This window comes from Novosphingobium gossypii (genome assembly GCF_050433305.1).
Classification (GTDB): domain Bacteria; phylum Pseudomonadota; class Alphaproteobacteria; order Sphingomonadales; family Sphingomonadaceae; genus Novosphingobium; species Novosphingobium gossypii.
The window spans coordinates 1-19,180 of the sequence record NZ_JBNPXM010000005.1; the positions used below are offsets into that span (position 1 = coordinate 1).

A 19,180-nucleotide genomic window follows, 5' to 3' on the forward strand; every position below is an offset into this window, starting at 1 on the left:
CCAACCAGAGCCAGCAGAACGTCCTGTCGCTGCTGCGGTAAGGAAAGAGGCATAGAGCTTTCCGTCCCCGGAAGGCCCGGAAAAGCCCGGCGGACTCCATGCCGCCGGGCTTTTTTATCATGTCGTGCAGGTCAGGTTTCGCTGCGGACCTCGATCGCGTCCAGCCCGCCCCAGCGATAGACCGCCCAACTGATCAGCCAGCAGGCCACGAACAGGCCGATGATGAGGAAGCCCAGCGTGTTGAAGCGCTCCGACAGCGACGCCGCGCCGGACCACAGGCCGCCTTCCAGCCCGAACTTTTCGGACAGCAGCGCGGCCGTCTGGATCGATCCGATCACCAGCGCCACCATGGCCGAGATCGCGGTGATGACGATGTTGTAGTAGAGCTTGCGGATCGGCTTGACGAAGGCCCATTCGTAAGCGCCCAGCATGATGACGCCGTCGGCGGTATCCACCAGCGCCATGCCGGCCGCGAACAGCACCGGGAACACCAGCACCGTCCCCAGTGATACGCCATCCGCCGCATGGGCGCCCGACAGGCCCAGGATCGCTACTTCGGTCGCGGTGTCGAAGCCCAGTCCGAACAGGAAGCCCAGCGGCGCCATGTGCCATGCGTGGCGCACCAGCCGGAACACCGGACGCAGCACGCGCGCGATCAGGCCGCGCCCGGCCAGCAGCATGTCGAGGTCTTCCTCCACATATGTGCCGCCGCGCCGGACCTGCTGGAAACGTTCCCAGACGCCGCGCAGGATCGCCAGGTTCATGATCGCGATCACGAACAGGAAGGAGGCCGATATGATCGTGGCGATGACCCCGCCGGAACGACCGAACGCCTCGAAGTCGTCCAGCGTGCCGGCGGCCAGCGCGATCGTCGTCGCGGCGATGAGGACGATGGCGGAATGGCCCAGCGCGAACCACAGGCCCACCGTGACCGGGCGCTGACCGTCCTGCATGAGCTTGCGCGTGACGTTGTCGATCGCGGCGATGTGATCGGCATCGACCGCGTGGCGCAGGCCCAGGCTCCAGGCAAGCAGGGCGGTTCCCAGCATCACCGGATCGGCGTGGAACAGGCTGAACGCCCAGGCCCATACGGCCAGGTTGGCGGCGACCAGTATCGCGAAGAGAAGGGAAATGCGGCTTTTCAGATTGGCTTGCGGCATCGAACGTATCCGTCGGGCGTCTGCGACCTGACGGGGAGCCTCCGCTTGCGCAGCCGGCGTAGAGCCGCCGGACGGACGCAACCCTGCGCCCGGCGATCCTGCCGGTGCGGCCCCCGCCGCGTAAGCGTCGCTCTGACGGAGTGTTTCCGTGCCTCGACCATCCCCTGGGCCACGGCATGAGCGACCGGACGCAGGCAGGTCTCCTGGCTCACGGGTCAATGCGGCGATGCACGGCCTTCCCGAAGCCTCGCGTGTTTCAGCGTCCGGCCCAGTGGCTGCGGCATGGCACCTGTGGCCTGCCGCCTGTGCATCGCGCTCACCGCTTACAGTTGCAGGGACAGCCGCGGAATCGAAGGGAGAACCCCTCTCACCGCGTTCCCTTTTAAGCCTCTTTCAAGGCACCGGCGCGATCTTCGCCCACGGCACGCCGCGAACGAACGCCGTGCGTACCCGGACATGCAACGGCGCGCAAGGCATAGCCCCGTGCGCCGCCGCAGTTGCTACCGATTTACGCCGCGACAGTGAGGGCGCCGGCTTCCTCGATGGCTCCGGCGATCGCCTTTGCGCGGGTGTCGGCGTCGATGGCGATGCCTTCGGCCAGCACGAAGGTGGGGTTGGCGATGCCCACGAAGCCCAGCACCGCGCGCAGGTAGCTTTCCGCGTGCTCGATGGCTGCAGCGGGCTGGCCCTCGCCATAATAGCCGCCGCGCGCCAGGGCGATGAAGACCTTCTTCTCACCGGCCAGCCCCTGCGGGCCTTCGGCGGTGTAGCGGAAGGTCTTGCCCGCCACCAGAACGCGGTCGATCCAGGCCTTGAGCTGGCTGGGTATCGTGAAGTTGTACATGCCCGCACCGATCACGATCACGTCGGCTGCGAGGAACTCTGCCAGTTCGGGGGTGCCGTCGGGATTGCCGAGCACGTCCAGCGTCAGGTGCGGCAGCGCGTCTGCGGCAAGGTCGCGGTGCGTCACCTCGATCGCGGGATCGGCGGCGGTAAGGGCAGAGACGATGGCGGCGGATACGGCGCGGCTGGCCGAATTGTCGCCAAGGATGCTGGAATCGAGATGGAGAAGCTTCATGGGAGATGGCCTCGGTCTGGAAAAATGACCAGGTCTAGCTATGTTGCCAGCGTACTCACGCCAAGAGCGCATATTTTCGGGACCAGGTACCATGAAGTTGACCACGTTCGACGAAGCTGACCAGCCGTTGCCAGTCCTGGTGCACGATCCTGCGGGCAAGGACTGCCGCCTCGTCGGCGACATTCTTGCGCGGGTGGGGGACAAGTGGTCGATGCTGGTGATCATGACGCTGCTCGACGGGCCGCTGCGCTTCAACGAACTCAAGCGTGCGATCCGGGGCGTTTCGCAGCAGATGCTGTCGCGCAACCTGCGCGCGCTGGAGCGCGACGGGCTGCTCACGCGCACCGTGCACGCCGAAGCGACCGTGCGCGTGGAATATGCGCTCTCGGACCTTGGGCGCTCACTCTCCGCGCCGGTCAAGGCGCTGGGCGCGTGGGCGATGGCCAGCCGCCCCGCGATAGAGGCCAGCCGCGCGCACTATGACGCGGTGCATGACGAATAGCGCTCTTTACCTGCGTGCGCCGATGGCCCACATGCACGCACCATGAGCACCTCTACGTCTGGCCCGACGCCCGCAATCGCCATCCGTGACCTCGTCAAGCGTTATGCCCCGGCGGGCACCGGCGAAGGCAAGCTGGCTCTCAAGGGCGTCTCGTTCGACGTGTCAGAGGGCGGCATCTTCGGCCTGCTCGGCCCCAACGGCGCGGGCAAGTCGACGCTCATCAACATCCTTGCCGGTATGGTGATGAAGACGTCGGGCAGCGTCGACATCTGGGGCTTCGACATCGACCGCGACCAGCGCAATGCCAAGCGCGCGATCGGCATCGTGCCGCAGGAGATCGTCTTCGACCCCTTCTTCACCCCGTTCGAGGTGCTGGAAATCCAGGCGGGCCTCTACGGAATCACCAAGGCACTGCGCCGGTCCGAAGATCTGCTGCGCGCCGTTCATCTGGCCGACAAGCGCGATGCCTATGCCCGCACGCTGTCGGGCGGCATGAAGCGCCGCCTGCTTATCGCCAAGGCGCTGGTGCACCGCCCCCCGGTGCTGGTGCTGGACGAACCGACCGCAGGGGTCGACGTCGAACTGCGTCGCCAGTTGTGGGAACTGGTGACCGAACTGAACAACGAAGGCGCGACCATCGTGCTGACCACGCACTATCTCGAAGAAGCCGAAGAGTTGTGCGACCGGATCGCCATCATCAACCACGGCGAACTGATCGCCAATAAGCCGACACGTGAACTGGTGGGCATGGCGCGTGAGAAGATCATCGTCCTGACGCTGGATCGCGATGTCACCGAGCTGCCCGCGCATCCCGGCTTCGTGAAATGCGCGCGGACCGGGGAGCGGGTGCTGGAGATCACGTATGACAAGGACCGCGCCAATGCCGGCGAGATCATGTCGGCGCTGCAGGCTCAGGGCTTTTCCATCGTCGATGTGACGACCCGAGAGGCTGACCTGGAAGACGTGTTCGTCACCCTGACGACGCAGGCCCACGCCACCGCCTGACGCCTTCTAAGGCGCGGCTCGACGCAGCGACAGGGCGATTCGACCCGATTCGGGCACATCCTGTTAGCTGATCGGCGCCGTTTTCGTCGTTCCGAACGCTCGTGCCCAGTCCAAATGTTAGTTAATGTTTATTACTTTGCGCCGCTGCAGGAAACAACGACCGGATACCGCGTTTGCGGAGGGCAATAATCACCACGCAACAGTCCGGAAACATTGAGATAAGTGTTAGTGCTTATTTTGTGTTTTCTTCTGCGTTGGCAAGATTCCACACCTTGCTTTTCTTTCGGCGGATAGTTCTTCCGCAGTTTTTGCAGGTGCCAACGTAACTAACACCATCCCATTTAACGTCGTGGCGGTTCGGTTCGTGCCTATTGGCAAAGCATAAGGGTATCGAAATCGCCACGAAGACATGTCCTTCAGGGTGGAACGGAAGCTGACTAGACTAATCGCCCTGCTTGGCAAGCGTCGTGTTCGCAGATCGCGACAGATATTAAATCTAGTAACTTTTTCTTTGTAACAATATTGTCGTATATCGACATGAAAATGCACTTCTGACCAAACAGTTGCGGGACGGTAGCGGTGGCGGCTAGGAGGCCGTCATGGAAACGCCATCCAGCGCGACAAGCGCCTTCGACGTCCTCGTGATCGGTTCCGGCGCTGCCGGGCTTACCGCCGCGCTTGCCCTGGCAGACACGGTCAGGGTAGCTGTTCTGGCCAAAGGGACGCTGACCGGCGGATCGACTGCATGGGCGCAGGGCGGGATCGCCGCGGTGCTGGACGCGGGCGACACGTTCGAGGAACACGTCCGCGACACCATGGTCGCGGGGGCTGGCCTGAACCGTCGCGAAACGGTTGAATTCGTCATCGAGCGAGCGCCACATGCGATCGAGCGGCTGGTGGAACTGGGCGTACCTTTCAACACCGACGGCGAGGCGCTGCATCTTACGCGTGAAGGCGGGCACTCGCACCGGCGCATCGTCCACGTCGCCGATGCAACCGGGTGGGCGGTGCAGCAGGCCCTGCTGGAAGCCGCGCAGGCACACCCCAACATCACCCTGCTGCCCGGACGTTCGTGCATCGACCTCATCACCGGGCGGCACGAGCAGCGCTACTCCGGCTCCGGCCGTGTCTGGGGCGTCTATGCCCTGAACGAGGAAACCGGCAGCGTCGAGGCCTTCACTGCGCGCGCCACAGTGCTGGCCACGGGCGGGGCCGGACGCGTCTACCAGTTCAGCACCGCGCCGCGCGGCGCCACCGGCGACGGCATCGCCATGGCCTGGCGCGCGGGCGCGCGCGTCTCCAACATGGAGATGATGCAGTTCCACCCGACCTGCCTCTACAATCTGGAGGTCAAGAACTTCCTGATCACCGAGGCCGTGCGCGGCGAGGGTGGGCACCTGATCAACCCGCGCACCGGCAAGCGCTTCATGACCTTCTACGATCCCGAGCGGCTGGAACTGGCCCCGCGCGACGTCGTGGCGCGCGCCATCGACTCAGAGATCAAGCGCTTCGGCCTCGATTACGTTCACCTTGATATCAGCCACCAGCCCGCGGACTTCGTGAAGGAGCACTTCCCGAATATCTACGAAAAGCTGATCGTTCTGGGCATCGACATGACGAGGGAGCCGATCCCCGTGGTGCCCGCGCAGCATTATACCTGCGGCGGCATTCTGGTGGATCTGGACGGGCGGACCGACCTGCCGGGGCTTTATGCGGCGGGAGAATGCACCGAAAGCGGACTGCACGGCGCCAACCGACTGGCCTCCAACTCGCTGCTGGAATGCTTCGTCTTCGGAGAAGCCGCCGCAGCCGACATTCTTGCCCGATGGAACAGCTTCGAGGCACCGCCCACCGTGCGCGCCTGGGACGAAAGCCGCGTCACCGAGCCGGACGAAGAAGTCGTCATCAAGCAGAACTGGACCGAAATCCGCCGCTTCATGTGGAACTACGTGGGCATCGTGCGCACCACCAAGCGGCTGGAGCGCGCCATGCATCGTATCCAGATGCTCAATGGCGAGATCGAGGAATACTATCGCCACTTCCGCGTCTCGACCGACCTCATCGAACTGCGCAACTTGTTGCAAAGCGCGGAACTGATCGTCGAATCGGCGCTCAAGCGGCACGAGAGCCGGGGCCTGCACTATACGCTGGACTATCCGGCGGCGGACGCCCAACCGCTGGACACGGTGCTGGTGCCGTAAGAACTGTCAGGCAGCGGCGGGCGTCGCCGCCAGCCCTCAGCCGATATGCAGCAGTCGCCCGACAAGGATCAGCACGATCGCGCCGATCACCGAGGCGAGGCACCCCGCCCGGCTGAAATCACCACGCCCGCGGCTCGTGACAAGCCCCGCCAGCAGCGAACCGCCGATGCCCAGCAGGATCGTCGCGATCCAGCCCATCGGTACGGAACCGGGATAGAACCAGCGGGCCAGCGCGCCGATGACGAGGCCGCTGATGATCGCACCGATGATGTTGAGCACTGTTCTGATAACTCCCTCTGCCGGCGGGCGGCGCCGCCGGTTGTGCTAATTCGCATGGAAGCGTGAGGTTGCACGGTCGTGGGGGCGGAGTCGATTTTCATCGGCGAAAGCATCTCCGGGATCGACCGGCGACGAAGACGTGCCGGGGGGATGTGCCGAGAGATGTGCTGGTGGGGGATAAGTTTTTTTGGCGGGGCGCGTTGACAGCGGGTTGCTGCTGACTCGCACCAACGAGGTGCTTGCAGCGCCATTGACTTTGTGATTCAAGATACCACAGATGGTGCCGGTAAGCGACGCGGCCACTAGGTTTGGTGCCTTGGCCTGTTCGCCGCCGGAAGAAACGGAAGGCATTTTTCGCCCGCTTCGCCTGAGAAGGCAGACCGTAGGCGGCAGATGCTCGACCATCTCTTGATATGATTTTTAGATGCATTGGGGGCGCACCAGTGGATTTCAGGAACGGAAGCGACGGACACGTGTCTGATTCGGATGTGAGCTACGCGGATCCCGCTCAGGTCGACATGGAGGCGCTTCTCGCCGGCCACGTCGCCGAGGATCGCATGAAGAAGGAAGGCCAGGCAGTCGCCATGGACAAGACCGACACCGTCACGGCGGACCTCGTCGCATCGGCACCCGTGTCGAAGGCGAAGAAGGCCGGCGATTCCAAGCGTATCAACGATCGCCGCTTCACCATCGCGACCGACGCGTCGCGCGATGCGCTGCTGACCGATTTCGGCAAGGAAACGCTCGACGACCGTTACCTCCTGCCCGGCGAGAAGTACCAGGACCTGTTCGCCCGCGTGGCCGATGCCTATGCGGACGATCAGGAGCACGCCCAGCGCCTGTACGACTACATCTCACGCCTGTGGTTCATGCCTGCCACGCCCGTGCTTTCGAACGGCGGCACCGGGCGCGGCCTGCCGATCTCGTGCTACCTCAACTCGGTGGAGGACAGCCTTGAGGGTATCGTCGCCACCTGGAACGAGAACGTCTGGCTCGCCTCGCGCGGGGGCGGCATCGGCACCTACTGGGGCAACGTGCGCGGTATCGGCGAGCCGGTGGGCCTGAACGGCAAGACCAGCGGCATCATCCCCTTCGTGCGCGTCATGGATTCGCTGACGCTGGCGATCAGCCAGGGCTCGCTGCGTCGCGGCTCGGCGGCCTGCTACCTCGACGTCTCGCACCCCGAGATCGAGGAGTTCCTGGAGATCCGCAAGACCTCCGGCGACTTCAACCGCAAGGCGCTCAACCTGCACCACGGCGTGCTGCTGACCGACGAGTTCATGGAAGCCGTGCGCGACGGCACCGACTTTGCGCTGCGCAGCCCCAAGGACGGCTCGGTGCGCGGCAAGGTCCACGCCCGCTCGCTGTTCCAGAAGCTGGTCGAAGTGCGCCTTGCCACGGGCGAACCGTACCTCGTCTTCTCCGACACCGTGAACCGCATGATGCCCAAGCATCACCGCGATCTGGGCCTCAAGGTCTCGACATCGAACCTGTGCTCGGAAATCACGCTGCCTACCGGTCGCGACCATCTGGGCAACGACCGCACGGCGGTGTGCTGCCTGTCCTCGCTCAACCTGGAAACCTGGGAAGAGTGGAAGGGCGACAAGCGTTTCATCGAGGACGTGCTGCGCTTCCTCGACAACGTGCTGCAGGACTATATCGACCGCGCGCCTGATGAAATGGCCCGCGCCCGCTATTCGGCGGAGCGTGAGCGGTCGGTCGGCATGGGCGTGATGGGCTTCCACTCGTACCTGCAGAAGAAGGGCATCGGCTTCGAAAGCGCGATGGCCAAGGCGCTGAACCTGCAGATGTTCCAGCACATCAACGCCAAGGCCAACGAAGCCTCGATGATGCTGGCGAAGGAGCGCGGGCCGTGCCTCGACGCCGCCGATCAGGGCGTGATGGAGCGTTTCAGCTGCAAGATGGCGATCGCGCCCACCGCGTCGATCTCGATCATCTGCGGCGGCACCTCGGCCTGCATCGAGCCGATCCCGGCGAACATCTACACGCACAAGACGCTTTCGGGCAGCTTCGTGGTGAAGAACCCCTACCTGCAGAAGCTGCTGGCGGCGAAGTCCAAGGATTCCAACAATGTGTGGAATTCGATCCTGGAGCAGGGCGGTTCCGTCCAGCACCTCGACTTCCTCTCGGTCGATGAAAAGGCGGTCTACAAGACCAGCTTCGAGATCGACCAGCGCTGGCTGCTCGAATTCGCCGCCGACCGCACGCCCTACATCGATCAGGCACAGTCGCTGAACCTGTTCATCCCGGCAGACGTCGACAAGTGGGATCTGATGATGCTCCACTACCAGGCGTGGGAAAAGGGCATCAAGTCGCTGTACTACCTGCGCTCCAAGTCGGTGCAGCGCGCTGGTTTCGCCGGCGGCGTCGAAGCCGACAACACCAGCGAACTGCCCAAGTTCGAACTGGCGGCCAGCGGCGGCTCGACCGACTATGACGAATGTCTCGCCTGCCAGTAAGCTGAGGCGAAGTTTCCACCGAGGGCGGCCTTCCGGGTGACCGGGGGGCCGCTTTCGGTTTGCGCCATACGTGATGCGTCAGTAAAGGCGCGCGATGACCACGTCTCCTCACCAGTCCCGGCGCACGTTCGCGATCATCTCGCACCCCGACGCCGGCAAGACCACCCTGACCGAAAAGCTGCTGCTGCAGGGCGGCGCCATCCATCTTGCAGGTCAGGTCAAGGCCCGCGGCGCGGCCCGCCGTGCCCGTTCGGACTGGATGAAGATCGAACAGCAGCGCGGCATTTCCGTCACCAGCTCGGTCATGACGTTCGAGCGGAACGGGATCACCTTCAACCTGCTCGACACGCCGGGCCACGAGGACTTCTCGGAAGACACCTACCGCACGCTGACGGCGGTCGATTCGGCCATCATGGTGATCGACGCGGCCAAGGGCATCGAGCCGCAGACCCGCAAGCTGTTCGAGGTCTGTCGCCTGCGGTCGGTCCCGATCATCACCTTCATCAACAAGGTCGATCGCGAAGGCCGCGCCTGCTTTGACCTGCTGGACGAAGTGGCCGACATGCTCGCGCTCGACGTGTGCCCGATGTCCTGGCCGGTCGGCATGGGCGGTGTGTTCGAGGGCATCCTCGACCTTGCCAGCGGCGGCATCAGCCGCCCCGAAGGCCCGTCGAAGGAGTTCCTCGGCAAGATCGATCAGGGCGCCGCGCTGCCGGACGCCGTCGCAGAGGAACTGGAACTGGCGCAGGCCGGCTATCCCGAATTCGACGTCGATGCCTATCGTGCCGGCGACCTTACCCCGGTCTACTTCGGGTCCGCGCTCAAGAACTTCGGCGTCATGGAACTGATCGACGCGATTTCGCGCCACGCCCCGCCGCCGCGTCCGCAGCCTTCGGATCAGGGCACGATCGAGCCAGAGAACAAGGAAGTCACCGGCTTCATCTTCAAGGTGCAGGCCAACATGGACCCAATGCACCGCGACCGCATCGCTTTCATGCGGCTGGTTTCGGGCACCTTCAAGCGCGGCATGAAGCTGACGCCGTCGGGTTTGGGCAAGCCGATCGCCGTGCACTCGCCTATCCTGTTCTTCGCGCAGGACCGCGAGATCGCCGACAATGCCGAGCCTGGCGACATCATCGGCATTCCCAATCACGGCACCCTGCGCGTGGGCGATACGCTGTCGGAAAAGAACGACGTGCGCTTCGTCGGCCTGCCCAACTTCGCGCCGGAAATCCTGCGCCGCGTGGCGCTGAAGGATCCCACCAAGACCAAGCAGCTGCGCAAGGCGCTGGACGATCTTTCCGAAGAAGGGGTGATCCAGGTGTTCTACCCGGAGATCGGTTCGCAGTGGGTGGTCGGCGTGGTCGGCCAGCTGCAGCTCGACGTGCTCATCAGCCGGCTGGAGGCGGAATACAAGGTGGAGGCGGTGCTGGAACCGGCGCCCTTCGATACCGCCCGCTGGCTCAAGGGCGATGACAAGGCGCTGCGCGACTTCGGCGAGTTCAACAAGATGAACCTTGCCAAGGACCGCGATGGCGACCCGGTGTTCATGGCGCGTTCCGCGTGGGACGTCAGCTACCAGCAGGAGCGCAACCCGGACCTGACGTTCAGCGCCACCAAGGAGCGTTGAGGTCCGGGAAAGGGAACCTGTCTGGCCCTCGACGAATTTCTCTCGCATTCCCGGGAGCCGTCCGTTGCAGATCACGTTCGCCAGCTACAACATCCACAAGGCCGTCGGCCTCGACCGGCGGCGCGATCCCGAACGTATCCTGACGGTCCTGCGCGAGGTGAACGCCGACGTCGTGGCGTTGCAGGAAGTGGATCGCCGCTATGGCCGGCGCATGGCCGTTCTTCCCCTCGACATGATCCAGGCGAGCACCGACTACGTGCCCGTGCCCATGTCGATGAAGCCCGACAGTCTGGGCTGGCATGGAAATGCGATCCTTGTGCGCAAGGGCATCGATCTGGTGGAGGCGGCGCCGGTGCCGCTGCCCGTGTTGGAACCGCGCGGCGCGGTGCGGGCGGACCTCATGATCGAAGGCCGGCGCCTGCGCGTGGTCGGGATGCATCTCGATCTCTCTGGCCTGCGTCGCCGTCATCAGGTGCGTTCGATCCTGTCCCATTGCGCCGACTGCGCGCAGCGCGTGCCCACCGTCATGATGGGCGACTTCAACGAATGGACCCGCGCGGGCGGCTGCTTCCGGGAATTCGACCGCGATTGGCAGGTGCTGGCACCCGGACGCAGCTTTCCCTCGCGCCGACCGATGGCGACGCTCGACCGGATCATCGTTTCATCCGAGTGGGACGTGCTGGGAACCAGTGTCCACCATAGCCCGTTGTCCGCCGTGGGTTCCGACCACCTACCGGTCTCCGCATCACTAGTGCTGCCTAAATTTTAGGCAACTGCACAGGATTAGGGCGACGATCCGTGATCGCGGAACGATCAATCGTGTATTCGTTTGCCTAATCGCCCATAAATCTCGCCTTCCCCTGAGTTTGGCACATCCCTTGCTAAGTCTATCCCGAAGCCGGCGCTGGGGCCGGTTGCTAACAGGGGATAGGCATGAAGTTCATCATCGCCATCATCAAGCCCTTCAAGCTGGACGAAGTGCGGGAGGCGCTGGGGGCCATTGGCGTCGCCGGCATGACCGTTTCGGAAGTGAAGGGCTTCGGCCGCCAGAAGGGTCAGACCGAGATCTATCGCGGCGCCGAGTATTCGACCAACATGCTGCCCAAGGTGAAGATCGAGGTTGCCGCACCTGACGATCTGGCGCCCAAGATCGTCGAGACGATCCAGCAGGTCGCAAGCACCGAGGCCATCGGCGATGGCAAGATCTTCGTCCTCGACCTCGCTTCCGCCGTGCGCATCCGCACCGGCGAAGCAGGCGACACCGCGCTCTGAGGGGGGCTTTTCAATGAACCGCAAGATTTTCGCCAAGGTTTCGGGCGGCATCGCGGCGACGATCGCGTCGCTCGCTGTTTCCACCGCCGCCTTTGCGCAGGACGCCACGCCGACCATCGACAAGGGTGACACCGCCTGGATGCTCACGTCGACGCTGCTTGTCTTCCTGATGATCCTCCCCGGCCTGGCGCTGTTCTACGGCGGCCTCACCCGCTCGAAGAACATGCTCTCGACGATGACGCAGATCGGCGCCGCAGCCGCGCTCGCCATGCTGATCTGGGTCATGTACGGCTATTCGATGGCCTTTGGTGAAGGCGGCAATGCCTTCGTGGCCGGCTTCGGCAAGGCGTTCCTCGCCGGGGTCACCCCTGATTCGGTTTCGGGCACCATCCCCGAGTACGTCTTCGTCTGCTTCCAGATGACCTTCGCTGCGATCACCATCGCGCTGGTGCTGGGATCGACGGTCGAGCGTATCAAGTTCTCGGCGGTCATGGTCTTCGCCATCGTCTGGCTGACGATCGTGTATTTCCCGATCGCGCACATGGTCTGGGCCCCGACCGGCTACTTCTTCGGCCTCGGCGCGCTCGACTATGCGGGCGGCACCGTGGTTCACATCAACGCGGGCGTCTCGGCACTGGTCGCCGCGATCATCCTGGGCAAGCGCAAGGGCTTCCCGACCGAGCCGATGATGCCGCACTCGCTGACGCTGACTTTCGTCGGCACCGGCCTGCTGTGGGTGGGCTGGTTCGGGTTCAACGCCGGTTCGGCCCTCTCGGCCAATGGCGCGGCTTCGCTGGCCATGATCAACACGTTCGTCGCGACGGCTTCGGGCGGACTGTCCTGGATGCTGGTCGAGCGCCTTGCCGGCCACAAGGGTTCGGCTCTGGGCTTCTGCTCGGGCGTCGTCGCCGGTCTGGTCGCCGTGACCCCGGCAGCCGGCAACTCGGGCCCGTTCGGCGCGATCGTGCTGGGTGCGGTGGCATCGGTGGTCTGCTTCTTCGCGGTCAGCAAGCTCAAGCCGATGTTCGGCTATGACGACGCGCTCGATGCTTTCGGCGTCCATGGCGTGGGCGGCATCGTCGGCGCCATCGGCACCGGCATCGTCTGCGCCCCGTCGCTGGGCGGCCCAGGCAAGGCGGACTTCGCGATCGGCCACCAGCTGGTGATCCAGATCGAAGCGACCCTTGCCACCATCGTGCTCTCCACGATCGGCACCGTGATCGCGATCTTCATCGCCAAGGCAGTCACCGGCCTGCGCGTCACTCCCGAGATCGAAGCCGACGGCCTCGACATCGGTGAGCATGGCGAGCGCGCCTACAACTAAGTTTCCACCAGTTTGGCGGCGGCGGGATCTTCTCTCCTCCCAACCTCGTCGTCGCCAGCCGATGTTCCTCCTGCGAACACAGCCTTACAAGGGCCGGAGCCAGCCGCTCCGGCCCCTTTTTTCGTCATGCTCGTGGGATATGGACAAGGCACGAAAAAGCCCGATGCCAAAGGGGCACCGGGCTGTTTTTCGTTGAGTTCAGGCAGAAGGTCGCAGGGCCTCAGCGACCTGCAGCAAACATCTCGATCAGTTCGCGCACCGGCGTCACGTCATACCCGGCGCCTGCCGCCTTGGAGGCGATGACCGCAGGATTGTCGCCCGCCTTTGCGCGGGCCAGCGCCCAAAGCAGAGTCGAACGGGTACCGGAACGGCAATACGCCAGCACGGGCCCTTCGATGGCAAGAGCCTGTTCCATCGCGTCGACCTGAGCCTGGCTGAACCCGGCATGACTCACCGGAATCGCGACGTAATCGATGCCTGCAGCACGGGCGGCGGCTTCGATCTCGTCACCGGGGGTCTGATCGTCGCTTTCGCCTTCGGGACGGTTGTTTATTACCCGAACGATTCCAAGACGTTGAGCCTCCTCGATGGCGGCGACGTCGATCTGCGGGCTGGCGAAGACGGTCTCTGTGATCTGGCGGAACATCTTGCACATTCTCCCGTGGTCTGGCGATGGGAAGCTTCGGAAAGGGGTCATCAAGACGCTTCCGGGCCGGCTGGCAAGCCATTTCATCGCATAAAAACCCATGATTCATCGTGAATGGCTGCAAACACCTCTCATTTCCGTTCGCCATGCCTGAATGAGTCGTGTAAGAGTGATGTTTGCAGGCAAAGGCCGGGCCTCCCGGTCGCTTGTCTGACGTCATGACGCGGATCGTCCGCCCGTCTGGCGAATACTTCTGGGGCGCAGCGAAGGTACGCTAGTAGACATGGGTTTTGATAGAGGTCGTCGCGGAAGGGGACGCGACAATAAGCGGGGCGGAGAAGACGAGTTCGATCCGTTCTTCGCCGGCCAGGACCGCTTCGGCGGCGGTGACCGTTTCGGCGGCGGCTTCGGTGGCGGCGACCGTTTCGGCGGTGGTGGCAGCTACGGTGGTGGCGGTGATCGCGGCGGCTTCGGTGGCGGCGGTGGCGGCTTCGGCGGTGGCAACCGTGGCGGCGGCTTCGGCGGCGGCGGTGGCGGCGGCTTTGGTGGTCGCGGCGGCGGTGGTGGCGGAATGCCCGCCCAGGTCGTCGGCCAGGGCAAGGGCGTCGTGAAGTTCTTCAACGCAGCCAAGGGCTTCGGCTTCATCCAGCGCGACGAAGGTGGCGACGATGTGTTCGTGCACATCAGCTCGGTAGAGCGCGCCGGCCTTGAAGGTCTGGCTGAAGGCCAGCAGCTGGAATTCCAGCTCGTCGATCGCGGCGGCAAGGTTTCGGCAACCGACCTCGTGGTCGTGGGCGACGTGATCCCCGTCGCCAAGCGCGAACCGGCGCCGCAGCGCCAGCTGACCGGCGAAAAGGCGACCGGCACGGTCAAGTTCTTCAACTCCATGAAGGGCTTCGGCTTCATCACGCGTGATGACGGCCAGCCGGACGCATTCGTGCACATCAGTGCCGTTGAGCGCTCGGGCATGTCCGGCCTCAACGAAGGCGATCAGGTCGAGTTCGACATCGAGGTCGATCGACGAGGCAAGTACTCGGCGGTCAACCTGCAGCCGCGCCAGGGTTGATCCTGCCTGCACTCCTCCCGGCCGTTTGACCGGGAGGCTGCAAACATCTAAATGCGCGCAAATGGCGGTCCGACAGGGCCGCCATTTGTCGTTTGCGATCTTCAAAGCGAGATTTCTCTACGGCCCGGATTTCCAAGGGCTCGATTCTGCAAGGAATACCGACATGTCCATTACCCCGCTGATGCCCGTATATCCCCGGTGCGGCGTGCGTCCCGTTCGCGGTGAGCATTGCCATCTTATCAGCGAGGACGGTCGTCGTTTCCTCGATTTCGCCAGCGGCATCGCCGTCAACGCGCTCGGTCATTCGCATCCGGGCCTGATCGGCGCGATCCAGAAGCAGGCTGAGACGCTGATGCACGTCTCCAACCTCTACGGCAGCCCGCAGGGGGAGGCCGCAGCCAGGCGACTGGTCGACCTGACGTTTGCGGACACGGTGTTCTTCACCAATTCGGGTGCCGAAGCGGTCGAATGCGCGATGAAGACCGCGCGTGCCTATCACCAGTCGATCGGCAACGATCACAAGTACGAACTGATCACCTTCAACAACGCCTTCCACGGCCGCACCATGGCGACCATCAGCGCCTCCAGCCAGGAGAAGATGCACAAGGGCTTCCTGCCCCTTCTGCCGGGCTTCAAGTACGTCGAGTTCAACGACCTGGAAGCCGCCAAGGCTGCCATCGGTCCGAATACGGCGGGCTTCATGGTCGAGCCGATCCAGGGCGAAGGCGGCATCCGCATCGCCACCGAGGCGTTCCTGCAGGGCCTGCGCGCGCTGTGCGACGAACATGACCTGATGCTGGTACTGGACGAAGTGCAGAGCGGCGTGGGCCGCGCCGGCACCTTCTACGCCTACGAACAGTACGGCATCGAGCCGGATATCCTGGCAACGGCCAAGGGCATCGGCGGCGGCTTCCCCGTCGGCGCCTGCCTTGCTACCGAGAAGGCGGCGCGGGGCATGACGGCCGGCACCCACGGCTCGACTTATGGCGGCAACCCCTTTGCCATGGCTGCGATCGAGGCGGTGCTGGACGTCATTCCGGACGAAGCTTTCCTGGCCGATGTGCGCGCCAAGGGCGAGCGGATCAAGGCACGGCTGGAACAGTTCATCGGCAACTATCCCGAACTATTCGATTCGGTGCGCGGGCGGGGCCTGTTCATCGGCGTGAAGATGAAGGTCGAGCCACGCGCGTTCGTTGCCCACATGCGTGACGCCCACGGCCTGCTGACGGTCTCCGCCGGCGACAATGTGGTGCGCGTGCTGCCGCCGCTCGTCATCGACGACAGCCACATCGACGAATTCATGGAAAAGCTTTCCGCCGCAGCGGCCAGCTACAAGCCCGAAGAGACCGCCTGATGTTCCGCGATTTCCTCAGCCTGTCCGATGCGGGCGGTGACACCGTGGCCGCCATGATCGCCGATGCGATCGACCGTAAGGCCGCGCGCAAGCCGTGGCCCAAGGGGCGCGCCGATGCGGATGCGCCGCTGGCCGGGCACGTGCTGGCCATGATCTTCGAGAAGAACTCAACCCGTACGCGCGTCTCGTTCGACATGGCGATGCGGCAGCTGGGGGGATCGGCGCTGATCCTTGAGGCTGGCAGCACGCAGATCGGCCGCGGCGAGACGATCGCCGATACCGCGCGCGTGCTCAGCCGGATGGTCGATGCGATCATGATCCGCACCGACGATCATGCCAAGATCGAGGAGCTGGCGCATTATGCCGACGTCCCCGTCATCAACGGCCTGACCGATCTGTCGCACCCGTGCCAGATCGTGGCAGACCTGCTGACGATCGTCGAGCATGGCCATGCACTGCCGGGCCTGCAACTGGCCTGGCTGGGTGACGGCAACAACGTCGCCAATTCGCTGATCGAGGCGGCGGGCCTGATGAAGTTCACGATCCGCATCGGCGGCCCCTCCGGCTACGAGCCGGATGCGGGTTTCGTGGAACGGTGCCGCGCTGCGGGTGGCGAGGTGATCCTGACCACCGATCCGCGTGAGGCAGTGGCCGGAGCGCAGGTCGTGGTCACCGACACATGGGTTTCCATGGGCCAGCCCGGCGGTGAGCAGCACGTGGCGGCAATGCAGCCCTATCAGGTCAATGCCGCGTTGATGGCGGCGGCGCGTCCCGACGCCACGTTCCTCCACTGCCTGCCCGCGCACCGCAACGAGGAAGTCACCGACGAGGTGATCGACGGGCCACGATCCGCCGTCTGGGACGAGGCGGAAAACCGCATCCATGCCCAGAAGTCGGTGTTGCTGTGGGCACTGGGCAAGCTGTGACCGAGGATCTGCGTAACGACGATACCGGATTCGACCGCGTCCTGGCCTTCACCGTACCCGCGCGCCACGTTCGTGGCCGCGTGGTGCGGCTGGGGCCGGTGCTGGAGACGGTGCTCTCGGCTCACGATTATCCCAAGGTCGTCAAGCACATTCTGGCCGAGGCTCTGGTGCTGACGGCGCTGATGGGGTCGCTGTTGAAGCAGGAGAACGCCCAGCTTACCCTTCAGGCCCAGGCCGAAGGCGGGGCGGTGAGGCTGCTCGTGTGCGACTACCGTGACGGCGAACTGCGTGGCTACCTGCAGCACGATGCCGAACGCGCGCCGCTGCTGGAGGAAGACTGCTCTCTGGAGACGATCTTCGGCAAGGGCTATCTGGCGATCACGTTCGACCTGGCCACCACCGGGGAACGCTATCAGGGCGTGGTGCCGCTGGAAGGGGCGTCGCTGGCCCAGGCCTGCGAGAATTATTTCGCGCAGTCGGAGCAGGTGCCCACGCTAATCCGCATCGCGGTGCGCTCCAATGGTGTGCGCTGCGTGGCGGGGGGGATGCTGCTGCAGCACCTCCCCGATGGCGAAGAAGGGCGCGAGCGTCTTCACGCGCAGGACGATCATCCCGACTGGGAACACATCTCGATCCTGGGCAGCACGATCCAGGACGGCGAACTGGTCGATCCGGTGCTCAATCTGGAGCAGCTCGTCTGGCGCCTGTTCCACGAAGAGGACGAAGTTCGCGTCGAGCCGCTGGCGCCGCTAGAGCGCGGATGCCGGTGCACGGTGGACCATTACCTGTCCATCCTGTCCAGCTTCCCGGAGGACCAGCGCGTGGAAATGCGTGATCCGGACGGGCTCATTCCGGTCGATTGTGCGTTCTGTTCCAAGGTGCTGCGGATTCCAGCCTGACCGGCAGGGGGCGGCTATACTGTCGGATGGCTTGAAAAAGCCGGGCCGGGCACCGATATTGCGCGCGACAAGGCGGTGTCAGGAAGCGATGGAATGAAATTCAGGACCATCACGGCAGGGCTGACCCTGGTCCTTGCGGCGGCAGCCGCGGGGCTGGGGACGGGTGCTGCTTCGGCTTATGGCCAGAAGCAGACGCTCGGCATGCTCGACGAGCTGGATCACGGCGGCTGGGAACTGCGCGAACGCGGCGGTCCGGTGCGCAACATCTGTCTCGACAGCGGGCGGCGGCTTATCCAGTTGCGCCATCCTGGACAGCCCTGCAGTTCGGTGGTGGTCGATGATCAGTCTGACCAGGTGACCGTGCAGTACAGCTGCCGCGGGCAGGGTTATGGGCGCACGCACATCCGTCGCGAAACCGATGGGCTGATCCAGATAGACAGCCAGGGAATCGTCAACGGCGTGCCGTTCTCGTTCTCTGCCGAAGGGCGCAGGGCTGGCGACTGCCGCAACTGACGGCACGATTTCCGGCATTGTCCTGACTGCGCCGGAAGCGTAGCGGAACAGCCATGCAGGAAACGACACTCACATCCTCTCCCTCCACGCAGGACCGTCCCAAGGCGGTCGTCCTGTTGTCCGGCGGGCTCGACTCCATGGTTTCGGCAGGCATCGCGCTGGAACAGGGCTTTGCCGTCAATGCGCTGACGATCGACTACAACCAGCGTCATCGTCGCGAATTGGACGCCGCAGCGAAAATATCGCGGGTCATTGGTGCGGAACGGCACGTCGTGCTGCCCCTCGATCTTCGCCGCTTCGGCGGATCGGCGCTGACGGACGACATCGCGGTGCCCAAGGGCGGCGTTGGCGAAGACATTCCGGTAACATATGTGCCGGCACGCAACCTTGTGTTCCTTTCGCTGACCCTTGCCTGGGCCGAAGCGATCGGCGCGCACGACATCTTCATCGGCGTCAATGCGCTCGACTATTCGGGCTACCCGGACTGCCGGCCGGAGTTCATCGCCGCCTTCGAGAACATCGCGACGCTGGCGACCAAGATGGGCGATGAAGGGCAGAAGCTGACGATCCATGCCCCGCTGCAGTTCATGAGCAAGGCCGACATTGCGCGTGAAGCACATCGGCTAGGGCTGAATCCGGGGATGAGCTGGTCGTGCTATGATCCGCAGGCTGACGGACGCGCGTGCGGAGAGTGCGACAGCTGCCGCTTGCGCAAGGGCGGCTTCGAGGAAGCAGGGCTGGTGGACCCGACGCCTTACGCCGCCTGAAGCGGATCAACCGATAATTTGAAAAAGGTCCGGCGTTGCGTTCGCCGGGCCTTTTCTTTTGCCCGGACGATGCGCGCG

General features: G+C 64.2%; 18 protein-coding genes and 1 riboswitch. Of the genes, 14 read left to right on the forward strand and 4 right to left on the reverse strand.

Annotated features, from left to right (window positions below):
- Positions 1-131: 131 nt before the first annotated feature.
- Complete coding sequence (locus GGR40_RS10830; RefSeq protein ID WP_429276255.1) at positions 132-1,160, reverse strand: HoxN/HupN/NixA family nickel/cobalt transporter; 1,029 nt, start codon at positions 1,158-1,160, stop codon at positions 132-134.
- A 176-nt stretch (positions 1,161-1,336) separates the two neighbouring features.
- Positions 1,337-1,581, reverse strand: a riboswitch (cobalamin riboswitch).
- An 87-nt stretch (positions 1,582-1,668) separates the two neighbouring features.
- Positions 1,669-2,238 (reverse strand): FMN-dependent NADH-azoreductase, encoded by a 570-nt coding sequence (locus GGR40_RS10835; protein ID WP_429276256.1) that lies wholly within the window; start codon positions 2,236-2,238, stop codon positions 1,669-1,671.
- Between the two features lie 91 nt (positions 2,239-2,329).
- Between GGR40_RS10835 and GGR40_RS10840 the strand changes: the two genes are divergently transcribed.
- From GGR40_RS10840 to nadB, 3 genes are all read left to right on the forward strand, one after another.
- Positions 2,330-2,740 (forward strand): winged helix-turn-helix transcriptional regulator, encoded by a 411-nt coding sequence (locus tag GGR40_RS10840; RefSeq protein WP_429276257.1) that lies wholly within the window; start codon positions 2,330-2,332, stop codon positions 2,738-2,740.
- Between the two features lie 42 nt (positions 2,741-2,782).
- On the forward strand, positions 2,783-3,745 hold the full coding sequence (locus GGR40_RS10845) for an ABC transporter ATP-binding protein (protein ID WP_429276258.1): 963 nt from the start codon (positions 2,783-2,785) through the stop codon (positions 3,743-3,745).
- Between the two features lie 599 nt (positions 3,746-4,344).
- Positions 4,345-5,946 carry an L-aspartate oxidase gene (nadB, locus tag GGR40_RS10850; protein ID WP_429276259.1) on the forward strand — a complete coding sequence of 534 codons (1,602 nt, stop codon included), beginning with the start codon at positions 4,345-4,347 and terminating at the stop codon, positions 5,944-5,946.
- 36 nt (positions 5,947-5,982) lie between these two features.
- On the opposite strand, the gene GGR40_RS10855 is transcribed toward nadB, so the two are convergent.
- A complete protein-coding gene (locus GGR40_RS10855) occupies positions 5,983-6,225 on the reverse strand; it encodes a GlsB/YeaQ/YmgE family stress response membrane protein (protein ID WP_429276260.1) in 243 nt (80 codons plus the stop codon).
- Between the two features lie 557 nt (positions 6,226-6,782).
- On the opposite strand from GGR40_RS10855, the gene GGR40_RS10860 reads away from it, so the two are divergent.
- From GGR40_RS10860 to GGR40_RS10880, 5 genes are all read left to right on the forward strand, one after another.
- Positions 6,783-8,705 (forward strand): ribonucleoside-diphosphate reductase subunit alpha, encoded by a 1,923-nt coding sequence (locus GGR40_RS10860; RefSeq protein ID WP_429276529.1) that lies wholly within the window; start codon positions 6,783-6,785, stop codon positions 8,703-8,705.
- 94 nt (positions 8,706-8,799) lie between these two features.
- Entirely contained in the window at positions 8,800-10,335 is a 1,536-nt protein-coding gene (locus GGR40_RS10865) for a peptide chain release factor 3 (protein ID WP_429276261.1), read from the forward strand.
- Between the two features lie 64 nt (positions 10,336-10,399).
- On the forward strand, positions 10,400-11,104 hold the full coding sequence (locus tag GGR40_RS10870) for an endonuclease/exonuclease/phosphatase family protein (protein WP_429276262.1): 705 nt from the start codon (positions 10,400-10,402) through the stop codon (positions 11,102-11,104).
- Between the two features lie 164 nt (positions 11,105-11,268).
- Entirely contained in the window at positions 11,269-11,607 is a 339-nt protein-coding gene (locus GGR40_RS10875) for a P-II family nitrogen regulator (RefSeq protein ID WP_007687500.1), read from the forward strand.
- Positions 11,608-11,620: 13 nt separating this feature from the next.
- Complete coding sequence (locus GGR40_RS10880) at positions 11,621-12,931, forward strand: ammonium transporter (protein WP_429276263.1); 1,311 nt, start codon at positions 11,621-11,623, stop codon at positions 12,929-12,931.
- 220 nt (positions 12,932-13,151) lie between these two features.
- On the opposite strand, the gene GGR40_RS10885 is transcribed toward GGR40_RS10880, so the two are convergent.
- Positions 13,152-13,577, reverse strand: a complete 426-nt coding sequence (locus GGR40_RS10885) for a protein tyrosine phosphatase family protein (protein WP_429276264.1) — start codon at positions 13,575-13,577, stop codon at positions 13,152-13,154.
- 283 nt (positions 13,578-13,860) lie between these two features.
- Here GGR40_RS10885 and GGR40_RS10890 point away from each other — a divergent pair, with 283 nt between their 5' ends.
- From GGR40_RS10890 to queC, 6 genes are all read left to right on the forward strand, one after another.
- The gene (locus GGR40_RS10890; RefSeq protein WP_429276265.1) at positions 13,861-14,643 is read left to right on the forward strand and encodes a cold-shock protein; all 783 of its coding nucleotides are present in this window, start codon (positions 13,861-13,863) and stop codon (positions 14,641-14,643) included.
- Positions 14,644-14,806: 163 nt separating this feature from the next.
- Positions 14,807-15,997 carry an aspartate aminotransferase family protein gene (locus GGR40_RS10895; protein ID WP_429276266.1) on the forward strand — a complete coding sequence of 397 codons (1,191 nt, stop codon included), beginning with the start codon at positions 14,807-14,809 and terminating at the stop codon, positions 15,995-15,997.
- Positions 15,997-16,923, forward strand: coding sequence for an ornithine carbamoyltransferase (argF, locus tag GGR40_RS10900; RefSeq protein WP_429276267.1), 927 nt, complete (start codon positions 15,997-15,999; stop codon positions 16,921-16,923). The genes GGR40_RS10895 and argF overlap by 1 nt, the downstream gene beginning before the upstream one ends.
- Entirely contained in the window at positions 16,920-17,822 is a 903-nt protein-coding gene (gene hslO / locus GGR40_RS10905; protein WP_429276268.1) for an Hsp33 family molecular chaperone HslO, read from the forward strand. The genes argF and hslO overlap by 4 nt, the downstream gene beginning before the upstream one ends.
- Positions 17,823-17,915: 93 nt before the next feature.
- Positions 17,916-18,335, forward strand: coding sequence for a DUF3617 domain-containing protein (locus tag GGR40_RS10910; RefSeq protein WP_429276269.1), 420 nt, complete (start codon positions 17,916-17,918; stop codon positions 18,333-18,335).
- A 53-nt stretch (positions 18,336-18,388) separates the two neighbouring features.
- Positions 18,389-19,102, forward strand: a complete 714-nt coding sequence (gene queC / locus GGR40_RS10915; protein WP_429276270.1) for a 7-cyano-7-deazaguanine synthase QueC — start codon at positions 18,389-18,391, stop codon at positions 19,100-19,102.
- The last annotated feature ends 78 nt before the right edge of the window (positions 19,103-19,180 follow it).

Excerpts from the sequence above, each read along its gene's own strand:
- GGR40_RS10830 (WP_429276255.1), bottom strand. The coding sequence starts at position 1,160 with ATGCCGCAAGCCAATCTGAAAAGCCGCATTTCCCTTCTCTTCGCGATA.
- GGR40_RS10835 (WP_429276256.1), bottom strand. The coding sequence starts at position 2,238 with ATGAAGCTTCTCCATCTCGATTCCAGCATCCTTGGCGACAATTCGGCC.
- GGR40_RS10840 (WP_429276257.1), top strand. The coding sequence starts at position 2,330 with ATGAAGTTGACCACGTTCGACGAAGCTGACCAGCCGTTGCCAGTCCTG.
- GGR40_RS10845 (WP_429276258.1), top strand. The coding sequence starts at position 2,783 with ATGAGCACCTCTACGTCTGGCCCGACGCCCGCAATCGCCATCCGTGAC.
- nadB (WP_429276259.1), top strand. The coding sequence starts at position 4,345 with ATGGAAACGCCATCCAGCGCGACAAGCGCCTTCGACGTCCTCGTGATC.
- GGR40_RS10860 (WP_429276529.1), top strand. The coding sequence starts at position 6,783 with ATGAAGAAGGAAGGCCAGGCAGTCGCCATGGACAAGACCGACACCGTC.
- GGR40_RS10865 (WP_429276261.1), top strand. The coding sequence starts at position 8,800 with ATGACCACGTCTCCTCACCAGTCCCGGCGCACGTTCGCGATCATCTCG.
- GGR40_RS10875 (WP_007687500.1), top strand. The coding sequence starts at position 11,269 with ATGAAGTTCATCATCGCCATCATCAAGCCCTTCAAGCTGGACGAAGTG.
- GGR40_RS10880 (WP_429276263.1), top strand. The coding sequence starts at position 11,621 with ATGAACCGCAAGATTTTCGCCAAGGTTTCGGGCGGCATCGCGGCGACG.
- GGR40_RS10885 (WP_429276264.1), bottom strand. The coding sequence starts at position 13,577 with ATGTTCCGCCAGATCACAGAGACCGTCTTCGCCAGCCCGCAGATCGAC.
- GGR40_RS10890 (WP_429276265.1), top strand. The coding sequence starts at position 13,861 with ATGGGTTTTGATAGAGGTCGTCGCGGAAGGGGACGCGACAATAAGCGG.
- GGR40_RS10895 (WP_429276266.1), top strand. The coding sequence starts at position 14,807 with ATGTCCATTACCCCGCTGATGCCCGTATATCCCCGGTGCGGCGTGCGT.
- argF (WP_429276267.1), top strand. The coding sequence starts at position 15,997 with ATGTTCCGCGATTTCCTCAGCCTGTCCGATGCGGGCGGTGACACCGTG.
- GGR40_RS10910 (WP_429276269.1), top strand. The coding sequence starts at position 17,916 with ATGAAATTCAGGACCATCACGGCAGGGCTGACCCTGGTCCTTGCGGCG.
- queC (WP_429276270.1), top strand. The coding sequence starts at position 18,389 with ATGCAGGAAACGACACTCACATCCTCTCCCTCCACGCAGGACCGTCCC.